Consider the following 15,157-nt stretch of genomic DNA (forward strand, 5'->3'; position numbering starts at 1 on the left):
AGCGAGCGCCCGTGCGGCTTCCGTCGACAGGCGACGCGCTCGCGCCGTCAGGAAAAGTCGAGGTCGCCGGTCCGGGTGCGCTTGAGCTCGAAGAAGTAGGGGTACGCAGCGACGGCGACGGTGCCGTCCCACAGCTGGCCGGCCTCCTCGCCGCGCGGGATCTTCGTCAGGACCGGGCCGAAGAAGGCGGTGCCGTTGACGTGGATCGTGGGCGTGCCGACGTCGTCGCCGACGGCGTCCATGCCCTCGTGGTGGGAGCGGGCGACGGCCTCGTCCCAGGAGGGGTCGTCGGCGGCATCGACCAGGTCGGCGTCGAGGCCGGTCTCGGCGAGCACCTCGGCGATGAGGGCACGCCCGGCGTCGGGCTCCTCGTGCAGCCGGCGGCCCTCGAGGTGGATCCGCTGGCCGAAGGCGTCGTACATCGGGCGGAGCACCTTGTCGCCGTACCGCTCCTGCGCGGCGAGCAGCACCCGGACCGGGCCCCAGGCCGGGGCGAGCAGCTCGCGGTACTCGTCCGGGAGGTCGCGGCCCTTGTTGAGGTACGCCAGCGACATCACGTGCCAGTGCACCTCGATGTCACGGACCTGCTCGACCTCGAGGATCCACCGGGACGTGATCCAGGCGAACGGGCAGAGCGGGTCGAACCAGATGTCGGCGCGGTCGGGCGTGGCAGTCGTCATGCCAGCCCAACCCCGGAACTGGTCTGGACATTCCGTCCCGGCGGGCCGTCCCGCCGGGACGGCGTCACCTGACGACCTTGACCGTGGTCTTGGCGTAGGTCGCCGGGACGACGGTGCTGCCGAGGTAGCGGACCGTGACCGGGCGCACGCCGAGCGGGCGCTTCACCTGCACCACGGCCTCCCCGTCGACGAGGGTGATGTTGCGGGACCACTGCCCGATCCTGATCTGGACCCGGCCGGTGACGGGCGTGACGCCGGTGGCGACGACGCGGGCGCGGACGATCGCCTTGCCCTTGCGCGACGCGGTGGTGACCCGCAGCGTCGGCGGGCTCTTGACGATGCCCGGCGTGGTCGAGACCTCGCTGCGCGCCGCGTAGTTCTTGCGGCCGATGTTGACCTGGACCGAGACCGACTTCCCGGCGTCCTTGCCGACGAGGCGGTAGGTCTCCCCGACCGCGCCCTTGATCGGGATGCCGTCTCGCAGCCACTGGTAGGTCGGGACCGCGTCGGCGGGCTCGAAGGTGCCGGGGCGGACGGTCAGGGTCTCCCCCACCTTGCGCTTGCCGAGGACGGCGAACGGGCGGGTGAGCTCGATCGCGCCGATGACGACCTTGCCGGCGACCACCTGGGGCGCACTGGCGGCGGTGTAGCCACCGAGGCGGGCGACGGCGACGACGCTGATCTCCTTGCCCAGCAGGTCCCGGGTGAGCGGGAGTGCCTGCTCGGCGGCGTCGGGGAGGCGCTTGCCGTCGGCGAACCAGCGCCACGCCATGTTCTTGGGCGCCGGGCTCCACGTGCCGGGGTTCGCCTGCAGCACCTCGTCGACGAAGGGCGTGCCCTCGACCGTCGGGGTCTCGACGAGGTTGATGGTGCCCGGGACGACGGCTGCCGTCGGCGCGGACTCCTGGACGGCGGAGGTGTAGCCGGACTTGTGCGCCTCGACCCGGAAGACGATCTTCTTGCCACGGTCGGCCGGCTTCGGCACGTAGGTCTTGGTGGTGACGCCGGTGGCCTCGCCCCCGACGAACCACTCACGGGAGTAGCTGCCCGGCGGGGTGGTCCAGTTGCCGTTGGTCGCGGTGAGCTTGCTGCCCACGGCGGCGGTGCCGGAGACCACCGGCGCCTTCTTGCCCTTGAGGCTCTTGTCGGTGAAGTGGATGAACCCGCTCGGCCAGCGGCCGCTGGACTTGGTGATGCGGCGCCAGTGGAAGGTGCCGCCCCAGCTGTCCTCGGAGATGATGATCTCGGTGGAGGAGACCACCTTCTCGACGTACGCGACGTGACCGGCGGACCCGCTGCCGTTCTGGTAGCGGCCCCACCACGCGATGGCGCCCACGTTGGGCACCTGGTCGGTGATGCTCTTCATCTGCAGGCCCCACTCGCTGGCGTTGCCGCCGCCGGTCCAGGGCCGGGTGGCCGGGCCGCCGTTCTTGATGACGCGGTACGCCGCGTAGTTGGTGCAGTTGTGGCCGGAGTACATCCGCCAGTACATCTTCCCGCTCACCGCGCCGTAGCCCGCGTCGGAGTAGCCGGCGGACTTGCACGCGGCATAACCACTGCAGAGGTAGGTGGTCGCTGCCGATTGCTGGAGCGGGACCACCGCCCTGGGGAGTGCGTCGACGACGACGAGTGTCGCGAACAAGGCGCTGGCGGCGACAGAGATGCCCCAGCGCATGACCATTCCCCGGCTGCGCATGCGGAACACCTTCCGACACAACTGCCACAGAACGCAACAAAAACCCCGAAAAACACACTGATCACCGGCGTGTCGCGTTGACTTTCGAAAGTTACATCGTTGTGATTCGCCGCCCTTCGGGTCGGCTGCCTGGCTGGCGCCCGAGCGGAGCGACAACGGGCCAGCCGGCAGCTCGCTGCCCGTTGTCAGACAATGCGGGGCCGGGTGCGAGGATGTCAGGCATGCCCGGCACCAACCTCACCCGCGACGAGGCGGCCACCCGCGCCGCGCTCGTCGACGTGACCTCGTACGTCATCGACCTCGACCTCAGCGACGCGACCCGCGCCGGCGTCGAGACCTTCGGCTCCACCACGACGCTGACCTTCACCTGCCGCCAGCCCGGCGCCACGACCTTCGCCGACCTGGTGGACGCCACGGTCCGCGAGGTCACGCTCAACGGCGTGGCGCTCGACCCGGCCGAGGTGTACGCCGACAGCCGCATCGCGCTGTCGGACCTGCAGGCCGAGAACGTGCTCGTCGTGAAGGCCGACTGCACCTACTCGCACACCGGCGAGGGCCTGCACCACTTCGTGGACCCGGCCGACGGCAAGGTCTACCTCTACTCGCAGTTCGAGGTCCCCGACGCCCGCCGCGTGTTCACGACCTTCGAGCAGCCCGACCTCAAGGCGCCGTTCACCTTCAACGTGACCGCCCCCGCGCACTGGAAGGTCGTCTCCAACGCGACCACCCCGCAGCCGTCCCCGCTCGGCACCACCAACGGCCAGGGCGACGAGCTCGCCGTGTGGAACTTCCCGGCGACCAAGCCGATGTCGACCTACATCACCGCGATCGTCGCCGGTGACTACTACGAGGTGCAGGACACCTACGAGGGCAAGCACGGCACCATCCCGCTGGGCCACTACTGCCGCCAGTCGCTCAAGGAGTACCTCGAGCGCGACCGCGACGAGATCGTCACGCTCACCAGGCAGGGCTTCGAGTTCTTCGAGGACGCCTTCGGCTACCCCTACCCGTTCGTGAAGTACGACCAGCTCTACGTGCCGGAGTACAACATGGGCGCGATGGAGAACGCCGGCTGCGTGACCCTGCGCGACGAGTACCTCCCCCGCTCCCGGCAGCCGCGCTCGTTCTACGAGTTCCGCGCCTCGGTGATCCTGCACGAGATGGCCCACATGTGGTTCGGCGACCTCGTCACCATGAAGTGGTGGGACGACCTGTGGCTCAACGAGTCGTTCGCCGAGTGGGCCTGCTACCACGCCGAGGCCAACGCGACGTCGTACACGGACGCGTGGACGGGCTTCACCAACGCCCGCAAGCAGACCGGCTACCGCGCGGACTCGCTGCCCTCGACGCACCCGATCGCGGCTGACAACGTCGACCTGCACGCGGTCGAGGTCAACTTCGACATGATCACCTACGCCAAGGGCGCGGCGGTGCTCAAGCAGCTGGTCGCGTGGGTCGGGCTCGAGCCCTTCCTCGCCGGGCTGCGGCAGTACTTCACGGACCACGAGTTCTCGAACACCGAGTTCACCGACCTGCTCACCGCGCTGGAGAAGGCGTCGGGCCGCGAGCTGAGCGGCTGGGCGCAGGAGTGGCTGCAGACGGCGGGCACCAACACCCTCTCCCCCGCCTTCGAGCTCACCGAGCAGGGCACCTACGGCTCGTTCTCGGTGCTGCAGACAGCGCCGGCGGACCACCCGACGCTGCGCCGCCACCGGCTCGGCATCGGCTTCTACAACACCGTCGAGGGCCGCCTGGTCCGCACCGACTACGTCGAGGTCGACGTCGAGGGCGAGCGCACCGAGCTGCCCGAGCTGGTCGGCAAGGCCCAGCCGGAGCTCCTGCTGCTCAACGACGAGGACCTGGCCTTCGCCAAGATCCGCCTCGACGAGCACTCCCGCGCCACCGCGGTCGCGCGCCTGTCCGACCTCGACGACTCGCTGGCTCGCGCGCTGGTCTGGAGCGCCGCGTGGGACATGACCCGCGACGCCGAGCTCTCCGCCACCGAGTACGTCGAGCTGGTGCTCGGCAACATCGGCAGCGAGACCGACGCCTGGGGCGTCAGCCGGATCCCGGTGTACGCCGCGCAGGCGGTCACCCTCTACAGCGACCCCGCCACCCGCGACGAGCTCGCGCTGCGCTGGGAGAAGGGCCTGCGCGCCCTCCTCGCCTCGGCCGAGCCCGGCACCGACCACCAGCTGACCTTCGCGCGCGCCTGGGCCTCGGCTGCCCGCAGCGACGACGCGATCGCCGAGCTCGAGGCACTCCTCGACGGCTCGCTGGTCCTCGACGGCCTCGCCGTCGACCAGGACCTGCGCTGGGGCCTGCTGACCGCGCTCGCCCGGGTCGGCCGCGCCGACGACGCGCGCATCGACGCCGAGCTCGCCTCCGACAACACCATCTCCGGCCAGGAGAAGTCGGCGGCCGCCCGCGCAGCGATGCCCACCGCGGAGGCCAAGGAGCGGGCGTGGCGCCAGGCCGTGCTCGACCCGGCCACGCCGAACGAGACCCAGCGCAGCGTGGTCCTCGCCTTCTGGCAGACCGGCCAGGAGGAGGTGCTCGCGCCCTACGTCGCCAGCTACCTCGCCGAGGTCGCCGGCGCCTGGGACCGCCTCGGCGCCCACAAGGCCTCGGTCGCGCTGGAGTTCATCTTCCCGCGCCTGGTCGCCACCCGGGAGACGCTCGACGCCGTCGACGGCTGGCTGGCCGAGCACGCCGACACGGTCAACCCCGGCGCCGTCCGCTACGTCCGTGAGGGCCGCGCCGACGTCGCCCGCGCCCTCGCCGCGCAGGCCGCCGACGCCGCCCACCACCGCGGCTGATCCCGGCCCCTCACGGAACGACGCCGACAGGACCCGTCGACACGACGGCCCGGCACCGCCACGGTGCCGGGCCGTCGTCGTACCCACCGGTCGCGGAGGCGATACATCGCCGACAGTCAGCGACTCGCTCGGCGGGATAGTCCCGGGTGAAAAGCACCGCGACACGCCGTCCCAGGGTGCTCTTGACCCGGGACTACCCCAGCCGGAGACGAACGGGAACCGTCCGAGGGGTGGGCGGGGCAGGGGGCAGCGACGGGATAGTCCCTGACGAAAAGCACCGGGACACGCCGTACGACGGTGCTTTTCGTCAGGGACTACCGCGCCCGGGGCGACTGAGCGATCGAGCGCCCGGGCGACGAGGCGCCGAGGTCAGTCCCTGGCGAGCTCGCCGAGGAGCTGGATGCCGCGGTCGAGGCCGCCGGCGAGGTCGCCGGCGGCGAAGCGCTCGGTCATGGCGGCGACGGCCTGGCGGGACTCCTCGTCGGTGAGGCGCTCGCGGACGTGGCCGCCCGTGACGATCTCGACGAGGCGGCGGGCGGGGTCGACCATCACCAGCACGCTGCGCGCGGGCAGCACCAGGGTGTTGTGGAGGCTGGTCGCGAACTCGCGGGGGTCACCCGCCACGTCGCCGATGTAGACGGAGATCTCGGCACGGCAGGCCTGCTCCACGGCTCGGATCGTGACGTCGAGCTTCGCCTGCTCGGCTGCGGAGAGGGCCTTGGCGGGCATGGCGACTACCAGCTGCCGCCGGCGCCGCCGGCCTTGGAGTCGGCGGAGTCAGGGGCGGCCAGCTCGCCCGGCGCCTTGCGCGGGCCGCCGAGCCACTGCGCCTCGGGCTCCAGCGCGCTGGGCCGCAGGTCCTCGCCCTTGGCCAGCGCCGGGGCGACGTAGAGGAGCGTGATGACCACGAAGACCAGCAGCGGGATGCCGCCGAGCACCAGGAACGCCTGGAGCAGGTCCACGTCCGGCTTCGCCTCCCAGCTGCCCGGACGGGGCTCAGGAGTGTCGGCGGTGGCCGCGCTCGCACCSGCCACGACGAGCGAAGCGCTCACCCCGAGGAGGGAGCACAGGGCGAGGAGGCGTCGAACAACAGTGCTGGTCACGGGAGGAGGATATCGACACCTGCTCCTGACGGGGCAGGTGGTGGCCCTCATCCGTCCCGCCCAGCCGTTTGCGAGACTGTCGGGATGCTTGCCTCCCTCCTCACCGTCGCGGCAGAGACCGACCCCTGCGCCGAGGGCGAGCAGGTCTGCGAGCTGGTCTGGGACCTCACCGACAACCGGCGCCTCGCCCAGTGGTCCGACGTCCTGATCGGCAAGCCGCTGGCGATCCTGGCGATCATCCTGCTCGGCATCGTGCTGCGCTGGGTCCTGCACCGCCTCGTCGACCGGATCGCCCGCCGCGCCGAGCGCGGCGTGCTCCCGGAGCGGGTCGAGTCCGCCGTCACCGCCCGCCGCAAGCAGCGCGCCGCCACCATGGCCGGGCTGCTCAAGAGCATCATCACCTTCATCCTCACCGCGGTCATCGGCACGATGGCGCTCAGCGAGCTCGGCGTCGACATCGCACCGATCATCGCCAGCGCCGGCATCCTGGGCCTCGCCCTCGGTTTCGGCGCCCAGTCGCTGGTCAAGGACTTCCTGGCCGGCATCTTCGTCTTCATCGAGGACCAGTACGGCGTGGGCGACGTCGTCGACGTGGGCGAGGCCAGCGGCACCGTCGAGGCGGTCACCCTGCGGATGACCCGGCTGCGCGACGTCAACGGCACGGTCTGGTACGTGCCCAACGGCGAGATCATGCGCGTGGGCAACATGAGCCAGAACTGGTCGCGCGCGGTCGTCGACGTCGGCGTCGGGTACGGCGAGGACCTGACCCGTGTGCAGGAGGTGCTGCGCGAGGTCGCCCACAGCCTGCGCGAGGACGAGGACTTCGCCAAGGTGATCATCGAGGAGCCCGAGGTCACCGGCGTGGAGATGCTCGCGGCCGACTCGGTCACCCTCCGGGTGATGGTGAAGACCGCCCCGCTCGAGCAGTGGGCCGTCGCCCGCGCCCTGCGCCAGCGGATCAAGTCGCGCTTCGACCACGAGGGCATCGAGATCCCGTTCGCGCAGCGCGTGGTGTGGCACCGCGAGGACCGGCGCGCGCAGGAGGCCGAGGCCCGCGGTCGCGAGGTCGACACCGACACCCCTGCCGCGCGGCCCGCGACCAGCAGCGAGGGATGATGGGCGACGTGGAGCAGGAGCAGACCTTCTACGAGGAGATCGGCGGGTTCGAGACCTTCCGCCGCATCGTCGCCCGCTTCTACGAGGGCGTGGCCCAGGACGAGGTGCTGCGTCCCATGTACCCGGAGGAGGACCTCGGCCCCGCCGAGGAGCGCTTCCTGCACTTCCTGGTGCAGTACTGGGGCGGCCCCACGACGTACTCGCAGCACCGCGGCCACCCCCGGCTGCGGATGCGGCACGCCCCCTTCGCCGTCGACAGCGAGGCGCGCGACCGCTGGCTGCACCACTTCCGCGCCGGCCTGGACAGCGTCGAGCTGACACCGGAGCAGGACGCGCGGTTCTGGGAGTACGTCACCCACGCCGCGAACTTCATGGTCAACACCCCCGGCTGACCCTCGCCCCGCTCAGGCGGGAGGACCGGGCGGAAATTCTTTTCGGCGGGGATGTAACGCACGGCGGACCGCGCGACAGGTATCTCATGAGGGCACGCCCTCCCGTCGCGGCCGGACCGGCCCGGCGGCACAGCTCGAGAGAGATGCCATGACCCGTCCGGACTGGATCGAGACGCTGCGCGCCGAGGTGCGTCCAGCCGATCCGGATCCGGTGCTGCTCGCGCAGCTGGCGCAGTTGAGTGCGAGCTCGACCGCTCCTGCTGCGCGACCGGGTCGGTCGGCTGGTGCACGGGCCGCGATTGTGCTGGGGGGTGCGATCGCGGTCGGTGCGACCTCGTGGGCAGCGGGTGCCCTGCCCGGGACGGAGTCTCCGTTCCGCCCCGAGGAGCGCGTCACGCACCAGCCGGCCGACCCACAACCCGACGAGGCGCGCACGCCGTCCCCGACCGAGCCCGCCCCGCCCACCGGCGGCGCCGAGCCGGCGGACCCCGCGGACCCGACCGTGCCGCAGGGCACCGGGTCCGGGCGTGCGACGCCCGACCCGGACCGTGGGCGCCCCTCCGGTCGCCCCGGTCCCCCGTCGTCCGTGCCCTCTCCGGGCGACCCACCCGGTCGCGGCGAGCTGCCCGAGCTCCCGACCCTGCCCCAGCTTCCCGACGTCCCGGCCGTGCCCTCACTGCCGGGACTTCCGGGTCTCCCCGTCCCGGACGTGCCGCCGCTCGGCGGCCGGCCGGGTGACCGCACTGCTCCCAGCCCCGACAGCGACAGCGGCGCCCGCCGCTCCCCCCGGCCGCAGGAAGCGCTGGTGGACCGGGCCCGGTGACGACGGACGACGACGTCGTCGCCGCGGCCAAGCGGGGCGATCCTGATGCGTGGCGTGAGCTCTACCGGGCGCACGCCTCCCGGCTCGTCGTCTGGCTGCGCGGGCGCCCCTGCGGCGACGAGGGTCCCGAGGACATCGCCTCCGGCGCCTGGCTGGTCGCCGCCGAGAAGGTCGCCGGCTTCCACGGCACCTCCGACGAGTTCGCCGGCTGGCTGTTCGGCATCGCCCGCAACCTCTCCGCCAACGCCCACCGGCACGCAGCTCGCCGGGAGCGGATCGCGCTCGACGACACCGCCGGGCAGCCGGTGCCGGGCCCCGAGTCTGGCTCCACCGACGTCGGCTGGGCACGCCAGCTGCTGGCGACCCTGCCCGAGCGCGAACGTGACGTGGTCACCTGCCGCGAGGTGCTCGACATGGACGTCGCGACGACCGCGACCGCGCTGGGGATCAGCGCCGTCGCCGTACGCGTGGCGCACCACCGGGCACTCAAGCGGCTGCGCCAGCAGGTGAGCCGCGAAAAAGTTTCCGAGTCGATGTAACACCCGGCGCCGCTGGCTACATGTACCCCGTGAAGGCCAGTCCCCTTCTGGGGGTGGGACTGTCCGGGCACCACCCGCATCACCCCGTACGACGCAGCACCACGCAGCACCACGCAGCACCACGCAGCACCACGCAGCAGAGACGAGACATGAGCAACCACCGGACCCAACGGCTCCGCGTCGCAGCGCCGACGCTCGAGCCCGATCCGGTGTTCCTCGGCGTCCTGGCCGAGCTCGGAGCGAGCTCGCAGCCGGTCGCCCCACGGACGGCTCGGTCGGCTGGACTCCGCATGATCGTCGCGACGGCCTCCGTGGCCGTGATCGCAGCGGCGACCTGGGCAGCTGAAATCCCACACGGCGGCGACATCCCACTGTCCCCCGCCGACAGCCCCGCCCAGCAGGAGCCCTCCGGACCGCCGAGTCACGGAAACGTCGGAACCCCACAACCCGACGTGTCCACCACGCCCGGCAGCCCCCTGTCCCCGGGGCTGCCGGGCACGACTTCCGACACCGACGGCACCGGCCGCGGCGTCGATCGCGCAGCCGAGCAGGCGCGCAAGTCCGGTGACCTGCCGGGTGCCCGCAAGGGGGCCGACAAGGGCCGGAAGACCGGCTGGGAGAAGCACGGCAACGGTGGTCCCCCGGGCCTGACCGGTACGCCGGGCCACGGGCCGGGCAAGGGCCCCCGCGCCGGCGACCGGGGCCGCGACGCCGGTCCACGTGGCACGACGGGCCACCGCGACCGCGACGCCGGTCCGCGTGGCAAGAAGAAGGGCCCGCAGCACCGCAACCCCCGCGGCCACGGCGCCGGAAACGGTCACGGCAGGTAAAGGACACCCCCGCGAATCGCTGCTGGATACTGGACCGGCAGTGGACAATGGACGCAGGTCCGGACGTCACGTCAGGACGTGACGGACAGGCAGGGGTGGAACACGGCAGTGCGCGCCGACGACGACTGCGTCGCCGCAGCGAAGCGCGGTGACGCGCTGGCCTGGCGCGACCTCTACCGCGCCCACGCCGGCCGTCTGCTCCTCTGGCTCGAGGCCCGCTCCGTCGCGGGGACCGAGTCGGCCGAGGACCTCGCCGCCGCCACCTGGATGGTCGCCGCGGAGCGGATCGCCGACTTCCACGGGGACACCGCCGACTTCGGCGGCTGGCTCTTCGGCATCGCCCGCAACCACGGCGCGAACGCGTGGCGACGCTCCGGCACCCGTTCCCGCGGGCTGGAGCTGATCGGCGCCGGCACCGAGGAGGCCGTCGCGGGGCCGGAGGGCAGCCTCATCGCCGACGAGTGGGTGCGCCAGGCCCTCGCCGCCCTGCCGCCGCGCGAGCGCGACGTCATCGCCTGCCTCGAGGTGCTCGACCTCGACGTGGCGACGACCGCGACCGCCCTGGGCATGTCGGCGGTCTCGGTCCGGGTCGCCCGCCACCGCGGGCTGCGCCGGCTGCGATCGGTGCTCGGCGAGCCCGAGCCCGCCGCGCCGGTCGATGCCGGTGACGCGACATAGAACACGTTCTACTCTGGTCCCATGACCCTGATCGTGTCCGACGAGGACCGGGTGCGCACGCTGGTGCTGAACCGGCCGGACGCCCTCAACGCCTTCAACGAGGCCCTGTACGACGCCACGGCGGACGCGCTGCTCGAGGCAGCCGAGGACCCCTCGGTCGCGGTGGTGCTCCTGACCGGCGCCGGCCGGGCGTTCAGCGCCGGGACCGACCTGCTCGAGATGCACCAGATGGCCACCGACCCGGCGTTCGAGCGCGGCAAGCACGGCTTCATCGGGCTCGTCGACGCCCTGGTCGACTTCCCGAAGCCGCTCGTGGTCGCCGTCAACGGCATCGGCCTCGGCATCGGCGCAACGATCCTCGGCTACGCCGACCTCGCCTTCATGGCGGACGACGCCCGCCTGAAGTGCCCGTTCACGTCCCTCGGGGTCGCGCCCGAGGCCGCGTCGTCGTACCTCTTCCCGGCGCTGGTCGGCCGCCAGGACGCGGCGTGGATGCTGCTCTCGGCCGAGTGGGTCTCCGCCGAGGAGGCTCGGGAGATGGGCCTGGTCCGACGGGTCTGCCCGCCGGAGGAGCTGATGGCCGTCGCCCGCGAGCACGCGACGCTGCTGGCCCGACGGCCGATCTCGTCGCTGGTCGCGGTGAAGCGCACGATGACCGAGCCGCACCGGGAGGCGGTCCGCGCCGCCCGGGACCGCGAGAACGCCGCCTTCGCCGAGCTCATGGGCGGTCCGGCGAACCTCGAGGCCCTCACCGCCTTCGCGGAGGGCCGGGAGCCGGACTTCACCGGGCTGCCGGCCGGCTGGTGAGCCTCAGCCGTCGGCCAGCGGACCGCCGAGCGCGGCGAGGACGGCCTCGCGGTAGCCCGGCGGCGGGGTGATCGAGCGCTGGGTCTCCAGGTCGAAGAACACCAGCACGACCCGCGCCCGCGAGTGCACCACACGCCCGGCCTCGCCGTCGGAGGTGATCTCGGCGTCGACCGTCATCGACTTCGTGCCGAACTCGGTCACCGTCGACCAGCAGTCGTAGGGCGTGCTGCGCAGGACCATCGGCGTGACGTACTCGAGGTTCGTCTGCGCCACCACGACCATCAGCCGCGGGAACTCCTCGAGCGCGCCCTTGAGGCGTCGCATCATCGCGATGCGCGCCTCCTGGAAGTACTCCACGTACTTCACGTTGTTCACGTGCCGGTAGATGTCGACGTCCGAGAAGCGCACCTGCAGCGGGAAGTGCGTCGCGTGGTCGTGCGGCACCTCGACGCGCACCGGGCCGGCCGGCGCGCGGTCGGGGTCGACCTCGGCGTACGGCGCCAGCGCCTCGCGCTCCTGGGGCGTGAGCCGTCGCGGCTTGGCCTCGGCCTGGAGGAACGGGGCGAGCACGGTCCGCGCCCGGAGGTAGACCGTGCGGTTGCCGGCCTCGTCCTCGTCGAAGATCTCGTGGTCGAGGGTGAAGCTCGCCGCGCGGAGCTCGCTGACCCACGACTCGATCGAGACCGTCTCCTTGCGGAACATCAGCGGCGCCCGGAAGGTCACCTCGTGGCGGACCACGACGTAGGCGTCCCCGTGCCGCTCGACCCCGGCCGCCTTGAGGCAGCTGCGCAGCAGCGCCGAGCGCGCCTCCTGCAGGTAGTCGACGTACTTCACGTTGTTCACGTGGCCCAGCAGGTCCAGGTCAGCCCAGCGGAGGGGACATTCGTAGCGGTGCCGCACGCCCCGCATGCTTCCACGCGCGCGTCGGTGCCGCGGACGGCGACCACCCAGCGTCACCGCGTAGTGTGGCGTCCGCCACGACTGCAACCTGTTCTACCTGGCCCGCACTAGTCTGTGCGGGTTCGACTCTCACCGCTCACCGAGGAGTGCCCATGCCCGAGGCCGTCATCGTTTCCGCCGCCCGTACGCCGATCGGGCGGGCGAACAAGGGCTCGCTCAAGGAGTTCCGCCCCGACGACCTCACCGCGTTCATCGCGAAGGCCGCGCTCGACAAGGTCCCCGCGCTCGACCCCAACGACGTCGACGACTTCTACCTCGGCTGCGGCCTGCCCGGCGGCGAGGCCGGCAACAACATGGCTCGCATCGTCACCACGCTCATGGGCTACGAGATCCCCGGCGCCACGGTCACCCGCTACTGCTCCTCGTCGGTGCAGACCACCCGGATGGCCTTCCACGCGATCAAGGCCGGCGAGGGCGACGTCTTCATCTCCGCTGGCGTCGAGACCGTCTCGCGCTTCCAGTTCGGCACCTCGGACCACATCCCGAACACCAAGAACCCGCTCTTCGCCGACGCCCAGGCGCGCACCGAGGAGTACGCCAAGGGCGGCCAGGACTGGCACGACCCGCGCGAGGACGGCCTGCTCCCCGACATCTACATCGCCATGGGCCAGACCGCCGAGAACGTCGCCCGCATGCGCGGCCTCGAGCGCGAGGACCTCGATCAGTTCGGCGTCCGCTCGCAGAACCTGGCCGAGAAGGCCATCGCCGACGGCTTCTGGGAGCGGGAGATCACCCCCGTCACCCTCGCCGACGGCACCGTCGTGACGAAGGACGACGGCCCGCGCGCCGGGGTCACCTACGAGGCCCTCTCCCAGCTCCAGCCGGTCTTCCGCCCCGACGGCGTGGTCACCGCCGGCAACTGCTGCCCGCTCAACGACGGTGCCGCCGCCGTCGTGATCATGTCCGACACCAAGGCCGCCGAGCTGGGCCTGACCCCGCTCGCCCGGATCGTGTCGACCGGCGTCTCCGGCCTCTCCCCCGAGATCATGGGCCTCGGCCCGGTCGAGGCGACCCGCAACGCCCTCAAGCACGCCGGCATGACCATCGACGACATCGACCTGGTCGAGATCAACGAGGCCTTCGCCGCGCAGGTGCTGCCCTCCGCCGAGGACCTCGGCATCCCGATGGAGAAGCTCAACGTCAACGGCGGTTCGATCGCCGTGGGCCACCCCTTCGGCATGACCGGCGCCCGCCTGCAGAACACGATGCTCAACTCGCTCGACTGGCACGACAAGAGCACCGGCCTGATCACCATGTGCGTCGGCGGCGGTCAGGGCATGGCGCTCATCCTCGAGCGCCTGTCCTGACGCTCGACGAGCCTGCTTGTCGGCGGCGGGTCGTACCTTCGGTGCATGAGCATCGAGGTGCGGCCCGCCGCCGATTTCGATGACGTCCGGACCCTGGTCGGGCCGAAGCGGCCGGACGCCAACGTCTGCTGGTGCCTCAGCTACCGCATCCCGTCGAGGCTGAACAACGAGCTGCGCGGCCCGGCGCGGGGTGAGTACGTCGCGAGGCTGCTCGAGGAGGGCCCGCTCGGCGTCCTCGCCTACGACGGTGACGAGCCGGTCGGCTGGGCGGCGCTCGCGCCGCGCTCGGCGACCTCCTTCGCGCGCAACCGGAAGATCCCCCACGTCGACGACCTGCCCGTGTGGTCGCTGTGGTGCATCCGGGTCCGCCCCGGCCACCGCGGCCGTGGGATCTCCCACACCCTCATCGCCGGCGCCGTCGAGCACGCCCGCACCCAGGGCGCACCCGCCGTGGAGGCCTACCCGCTGGACAACGGCGCGAAGGTCGACCTGACGATGGCCTACGCCGGGCTCCGGGCGAACTTCGAGGCGGCCGGCTTCCGCTACGTCACCGACACCACGTCGGTGCTGGCCGGGCACCCGCGGGTGCTCATGCGCCACGACCTCTGACGGCCCGGCCTCACCGGATTCGGGGGCGGCCTCGTCCTAGACTGAGGCGGTGACTGACGAGCATCCCGCCGCCGTGGCCACCCGCCACGAGCCACGGTGGCTCGACCAGGACCAGCAGCGGGCGTGGCGCTCGTTCCTGCTGGGCACCACCCTCCTCCTCGACCGGATCGACGAGGACCTCCGCCGCGACCACGGCCTGTCCGCGGTCGAGTACGAGATCCTCGTCCGGCTCTCCGAGGCCGACGGCCAGCTGCGCATGGCCCGCCTCGCGGCGTCGCTGGCGCACAGCCGGAGCCGGGTCACCCACACCGTGAAGCGGATGGAGGCAGCCGGCCTGGTCCGCCGCGCCGGCTCCCCCGACGACGGCCGCGGCGTCGTCTGCCTGCTCACCGACGACGGGTACGACGTCCTGCGCGCCGCCGCCCCGAGCCACGTCGAGACCGTCCGCCAGTCCCTCGTCGACCTCGTCCCCCACGAGGACCTGATGGCCCTCGGCCGGGTGATGGACGCCGTCTGCGACCAGCTCATCGACGCCCACCCGGAGCGCGAGCTGCGCTGACCCGTGCCCGCGCGCGTGGCGCGGCCTGGCTGCTGGGTGGGTCTGGCGGTGGGCGGGTCTGGCGGTGGGCGGGTCTGGCTGGTGGGTGGGTCGTGGGCCCGCCGGGAGCCGGTCCCCGACGTGGTCGGCCCAGGCGCCTGCGGCGCCTCCCGCCGGCCCCCTCGCGAAGGCTCCGAGCGGGGACCCCGCCGCCGGCGTCACCACTCCCCCGCGCAAGCCGGAATCACACACAGACGCCG

At 72.1% G+C, this 15,157-nt stretch carries 15 protein-coding genes; 10 read left to right on the forward strand and 5 right to left on the reverse strand.

All coding sequences use genetic code 11. The features are described from left to right. Window positions 1-47: 47 nt before the first annotated feature. Both L615_RS15270 and L615_RS15275 read right to left on the reverse strand, forming a co-directional pair. Window positions 48-680: a DsbA family protein gene (locus L615_RS15270; RefSeq protein WP_028657349.1), complete on the reverse strand. Its 633-nt coding sequence runs from the start codon at window positions 678-680 to the stop codon at window positions 48-50. Between the two features lie 64 nt (window positions 681-744). After that, on the reverse strand, window positions 745-2,376 hold the full coding sequence (locus L615_RS15275; RefSeq protein ID WP_084255657.1) for a CHAP domain-containing protein: 1,632 nt from the start codon (window positions 2,374-2,376) through the stop codon (window positions 745-747). Window positions 2,377-2,597: 221 nt separating this feature from the next. Between L615_RS15275 and pepN the strand changes: the two genes are divergently transcribed. Further along, window positions 2,598-5,195 (forward strand): aminopeptidase N, encoded by a 2,598-nt coding sequence (pepN, locus tag L615_RS15280; protein ID WP_145725623.1) that lies wholly within the window; start codon window positions 2,598-2,600, stop codon window positions 5,193-5,195. Window positions 5,196-5,564: 369 nt separating this feature from the next. Here the strand turns inward: pepN and L615_RS15285 are convergent, their stop codons facing one another. Both L615_RS15285 and L615_RS15290 read right to left on the reverse strand, forming a co-directional pair. Further along, the gene (locus L615_RS15285) at window positions 5,565-5,924 is read right to left on the reverse strand and encodes a DUF5130 family protein (protein WP_145725624.1); all 360 of its coding nucleotides are present in this window, start codon (window positions 5,922-5,924) and stop codon (window positions 5,565-5,567) included. A gap of 5 nt (window positions 5,925-5,929) precedes the next feature. After that, entirely contained in the window at window positions 5,930-6,298 is a 369-nt protein-coding gene (locus L615_RS15290) for a hypothetical protein (protein WP_145725625.1), read from the reverse strand. 84 nt (window positions 6,299-6,382) lie between these two features. Between L615_RS15290 and L615_RS15295 the strand changes: the two genes are divergently transcribed. The 6 genes from L615_RS15295 to L615_RS15320 all read left to right on the forward strand — a co-directional run bounded on the left by L615_RS15295 (window position 6,383) and on the right by L615_RS15320 (window position 11,483). Next, a complete protein-coding gene (locus L615_RS15295; RefSeq protein WP_084255659.1) occupies window positions 6,383-7,414 on the forward strand; it encodes a mechanosensitive ion channel family protein in 1,032 nt (343 codons plus the stop codon). A gap of 8 nt (window positions 7,415-7,422) precedes the next feature. Then, window positions 7,423-7,806, forward strand: coding sequence for a globin (locus tag L615_RS15300; protein WP_232221869.1), 384 nt, complete (start codon window positions 7,423-7,425; stop codon window positions 7,804-7,806). 819 nt (window positions 7,807-8,625) lie between these two features. Continuing rightward, entirely contained in the window at window positions 8,626-9,168 is a 543-nt protein-coding gene (locus L615_RS15305) for an RNA polymerase sigma factor (protein ID WP_028657356.1), read from the forward strand. Between the two features lie 452 nt (window positions 9,169-9,620). Beyond that, window positions 9,621-9,998, forward strand: a complete 378-nt coding sequence (locus L615_RS15310) for a hypothetical protein (RefSeq protein ID WP_028657357.1) — start codon at window positions 9,621-9,623, stop codon at window positions 9,996-9,998. Window positions 9,999-10,076: 78 nt separating this feature from the next. Further along, window positions 10,077-10,676: an RNA polymerase sigma factor gene (locus L615_RS15315; RefSeq protein ID WP_186449886.1), complete on the forward strand. Its 600-nt coding sequence runs from the start codon at window positions 10,077-10,079 to the stop codon at window positions 10,674-10,676. A 21-nt stretch (window positions 10,677-10,697) separates the two neighbouring features. Further along, the gene (locus tag L615_RS15320) at window positions 10,698-11,483 is read left to right on the forward strand and encodes an enoyl-CoA hydratase/isomerase family protein (RefSeq protein ID WP_028657359.1); all 786 of its coding nucleotides are present in this window, start codon (window positions 10,698-10,700) and stop codon (window positions 11,481-11,483) included. A gap of 3 nt (window positions 11,484-11,486) precedes the next feature. On the opposite strand, the gene L615_RS15325 is transcribed toward L615_RS15320, so the two are convergent. Continuing rightward, window positions 11,487-12,383, reverse strand: coding sequence for a thioesterase family protein (locus tag L615_RS15325; protein WP_145725627.1), 897 nt, complete (start codon window positions 12,381-12,383; stop codon window positions 11,487-11,489). A 152-nt stretch (window positions 12,384-12,535) separates the two neighbouring features. Between L615_RS15325 and L615_RS15330 the strand changes: the two genes are divergently transcribed. From L615_RS15330 to L615_RS15340, 3 genes are read left to right on the forward strand one after another with little or no spacing between them, the layout of a single operon-like run. After that, window positions 12,536-13,750: an acetyl-CoA C-acetyltransferase gene (locus tag L615_RS15330; protein WP_028657361.1), complete on the forward strand. Its 1,215-nt coding sequence runs from the start codon at window positions 12,536-12,538 to the stop codon at window positions 13,748-13,750. 45 nt (window positions 13,751-13,795) lie between these two features. After that, window positions 13,796-14,359: a GNAT family N-acetyltransferase gene (locus L615_RS15335; protein ID WP_145725628.1), complete on the forward strand. Its 564-nt coding sequence runs from the start codon at window positions 13,796-13,798 to the stop codon at window positions 14,357-14,359. Between the two features lie 49 nt (window positions 14,360-14,408). Further along, entirely contained in the window at window positions 14,409-14,918 is a 510-nt protein-coding gene (locus L615_RS15340) for a MarR family winged helix-turn-helix transcriptional regulator (RefSeq protein ID WP_232221870.1), read from the forward strand. Window positions 14,919-15,157: the final 239 nt, after the last annotated feature.

Origin of the sequence: Nocardioides sp. J9 (assembly GCF_007829375.1) — a bacterium.
In the GTDB taxonomy this organism is placed as follows: domain Bacteria; phylum Actinomycetota; class Actinomycetes; order Propionibacteriales; family Nocardioidaceae; genus Nocardioides.

Coding starts and splice junctions, on each gene's coding strand:
- L615_RS15270 (WP_028657349.1), bottom strand. CDS start 680: ATGACGACTGCCACGCCCGACCGCGCCGACATCTGGTTCGACCCGCTC.
- L615_RS15330 (WP_028657361.1), top strand. CDS start 12,536: ATGCCCGAGGCCGTCATCGTTTCCGCCGCCCGTACGCCGATCGGGCGG.
- L615_RS15320 (WP_028657359.1), top strand. CDS start 10,698: ATGACCCTGATCGTGTCCGACGAGGACCGGGTGCGCACGCTGGTGCTG.
- L615_RS15285 (WP_145725624.1), bottom strand. CDS start 5,924: ATGCCCGCCAAGGCCCTCTCCGCAGCCGAGCAGGCGAAGCTCGACGTC.
- pepN (WP_145725623.1), top strand. CDS start 2,598: ATGCCCGGCACCAACCTCACCCGCGACGAGGCGGCCACCCGCGCCGCG.
- L615_RS15335 (WP_145725628.1), top strand. CDS start 13,796: ATGAGCATCGAGGTGCGGCCCGCCGCCGATTTCGATGACGTCCGGACC.
- L615_RS15295 (WP_084255659.1), top strand. CDS start 6,383: ATGCTTGCCTCCCTCCTCACCGTCGCGGCAGAGACCGACCCCTGCGCC.
- L615_RS15275 (WP_084255657.1), bottom strand. CDS start 2,376: ATGCGCAGCCGGGGAATGGTCATGCGCTGGGGCATCTCTGTCGCCGCC.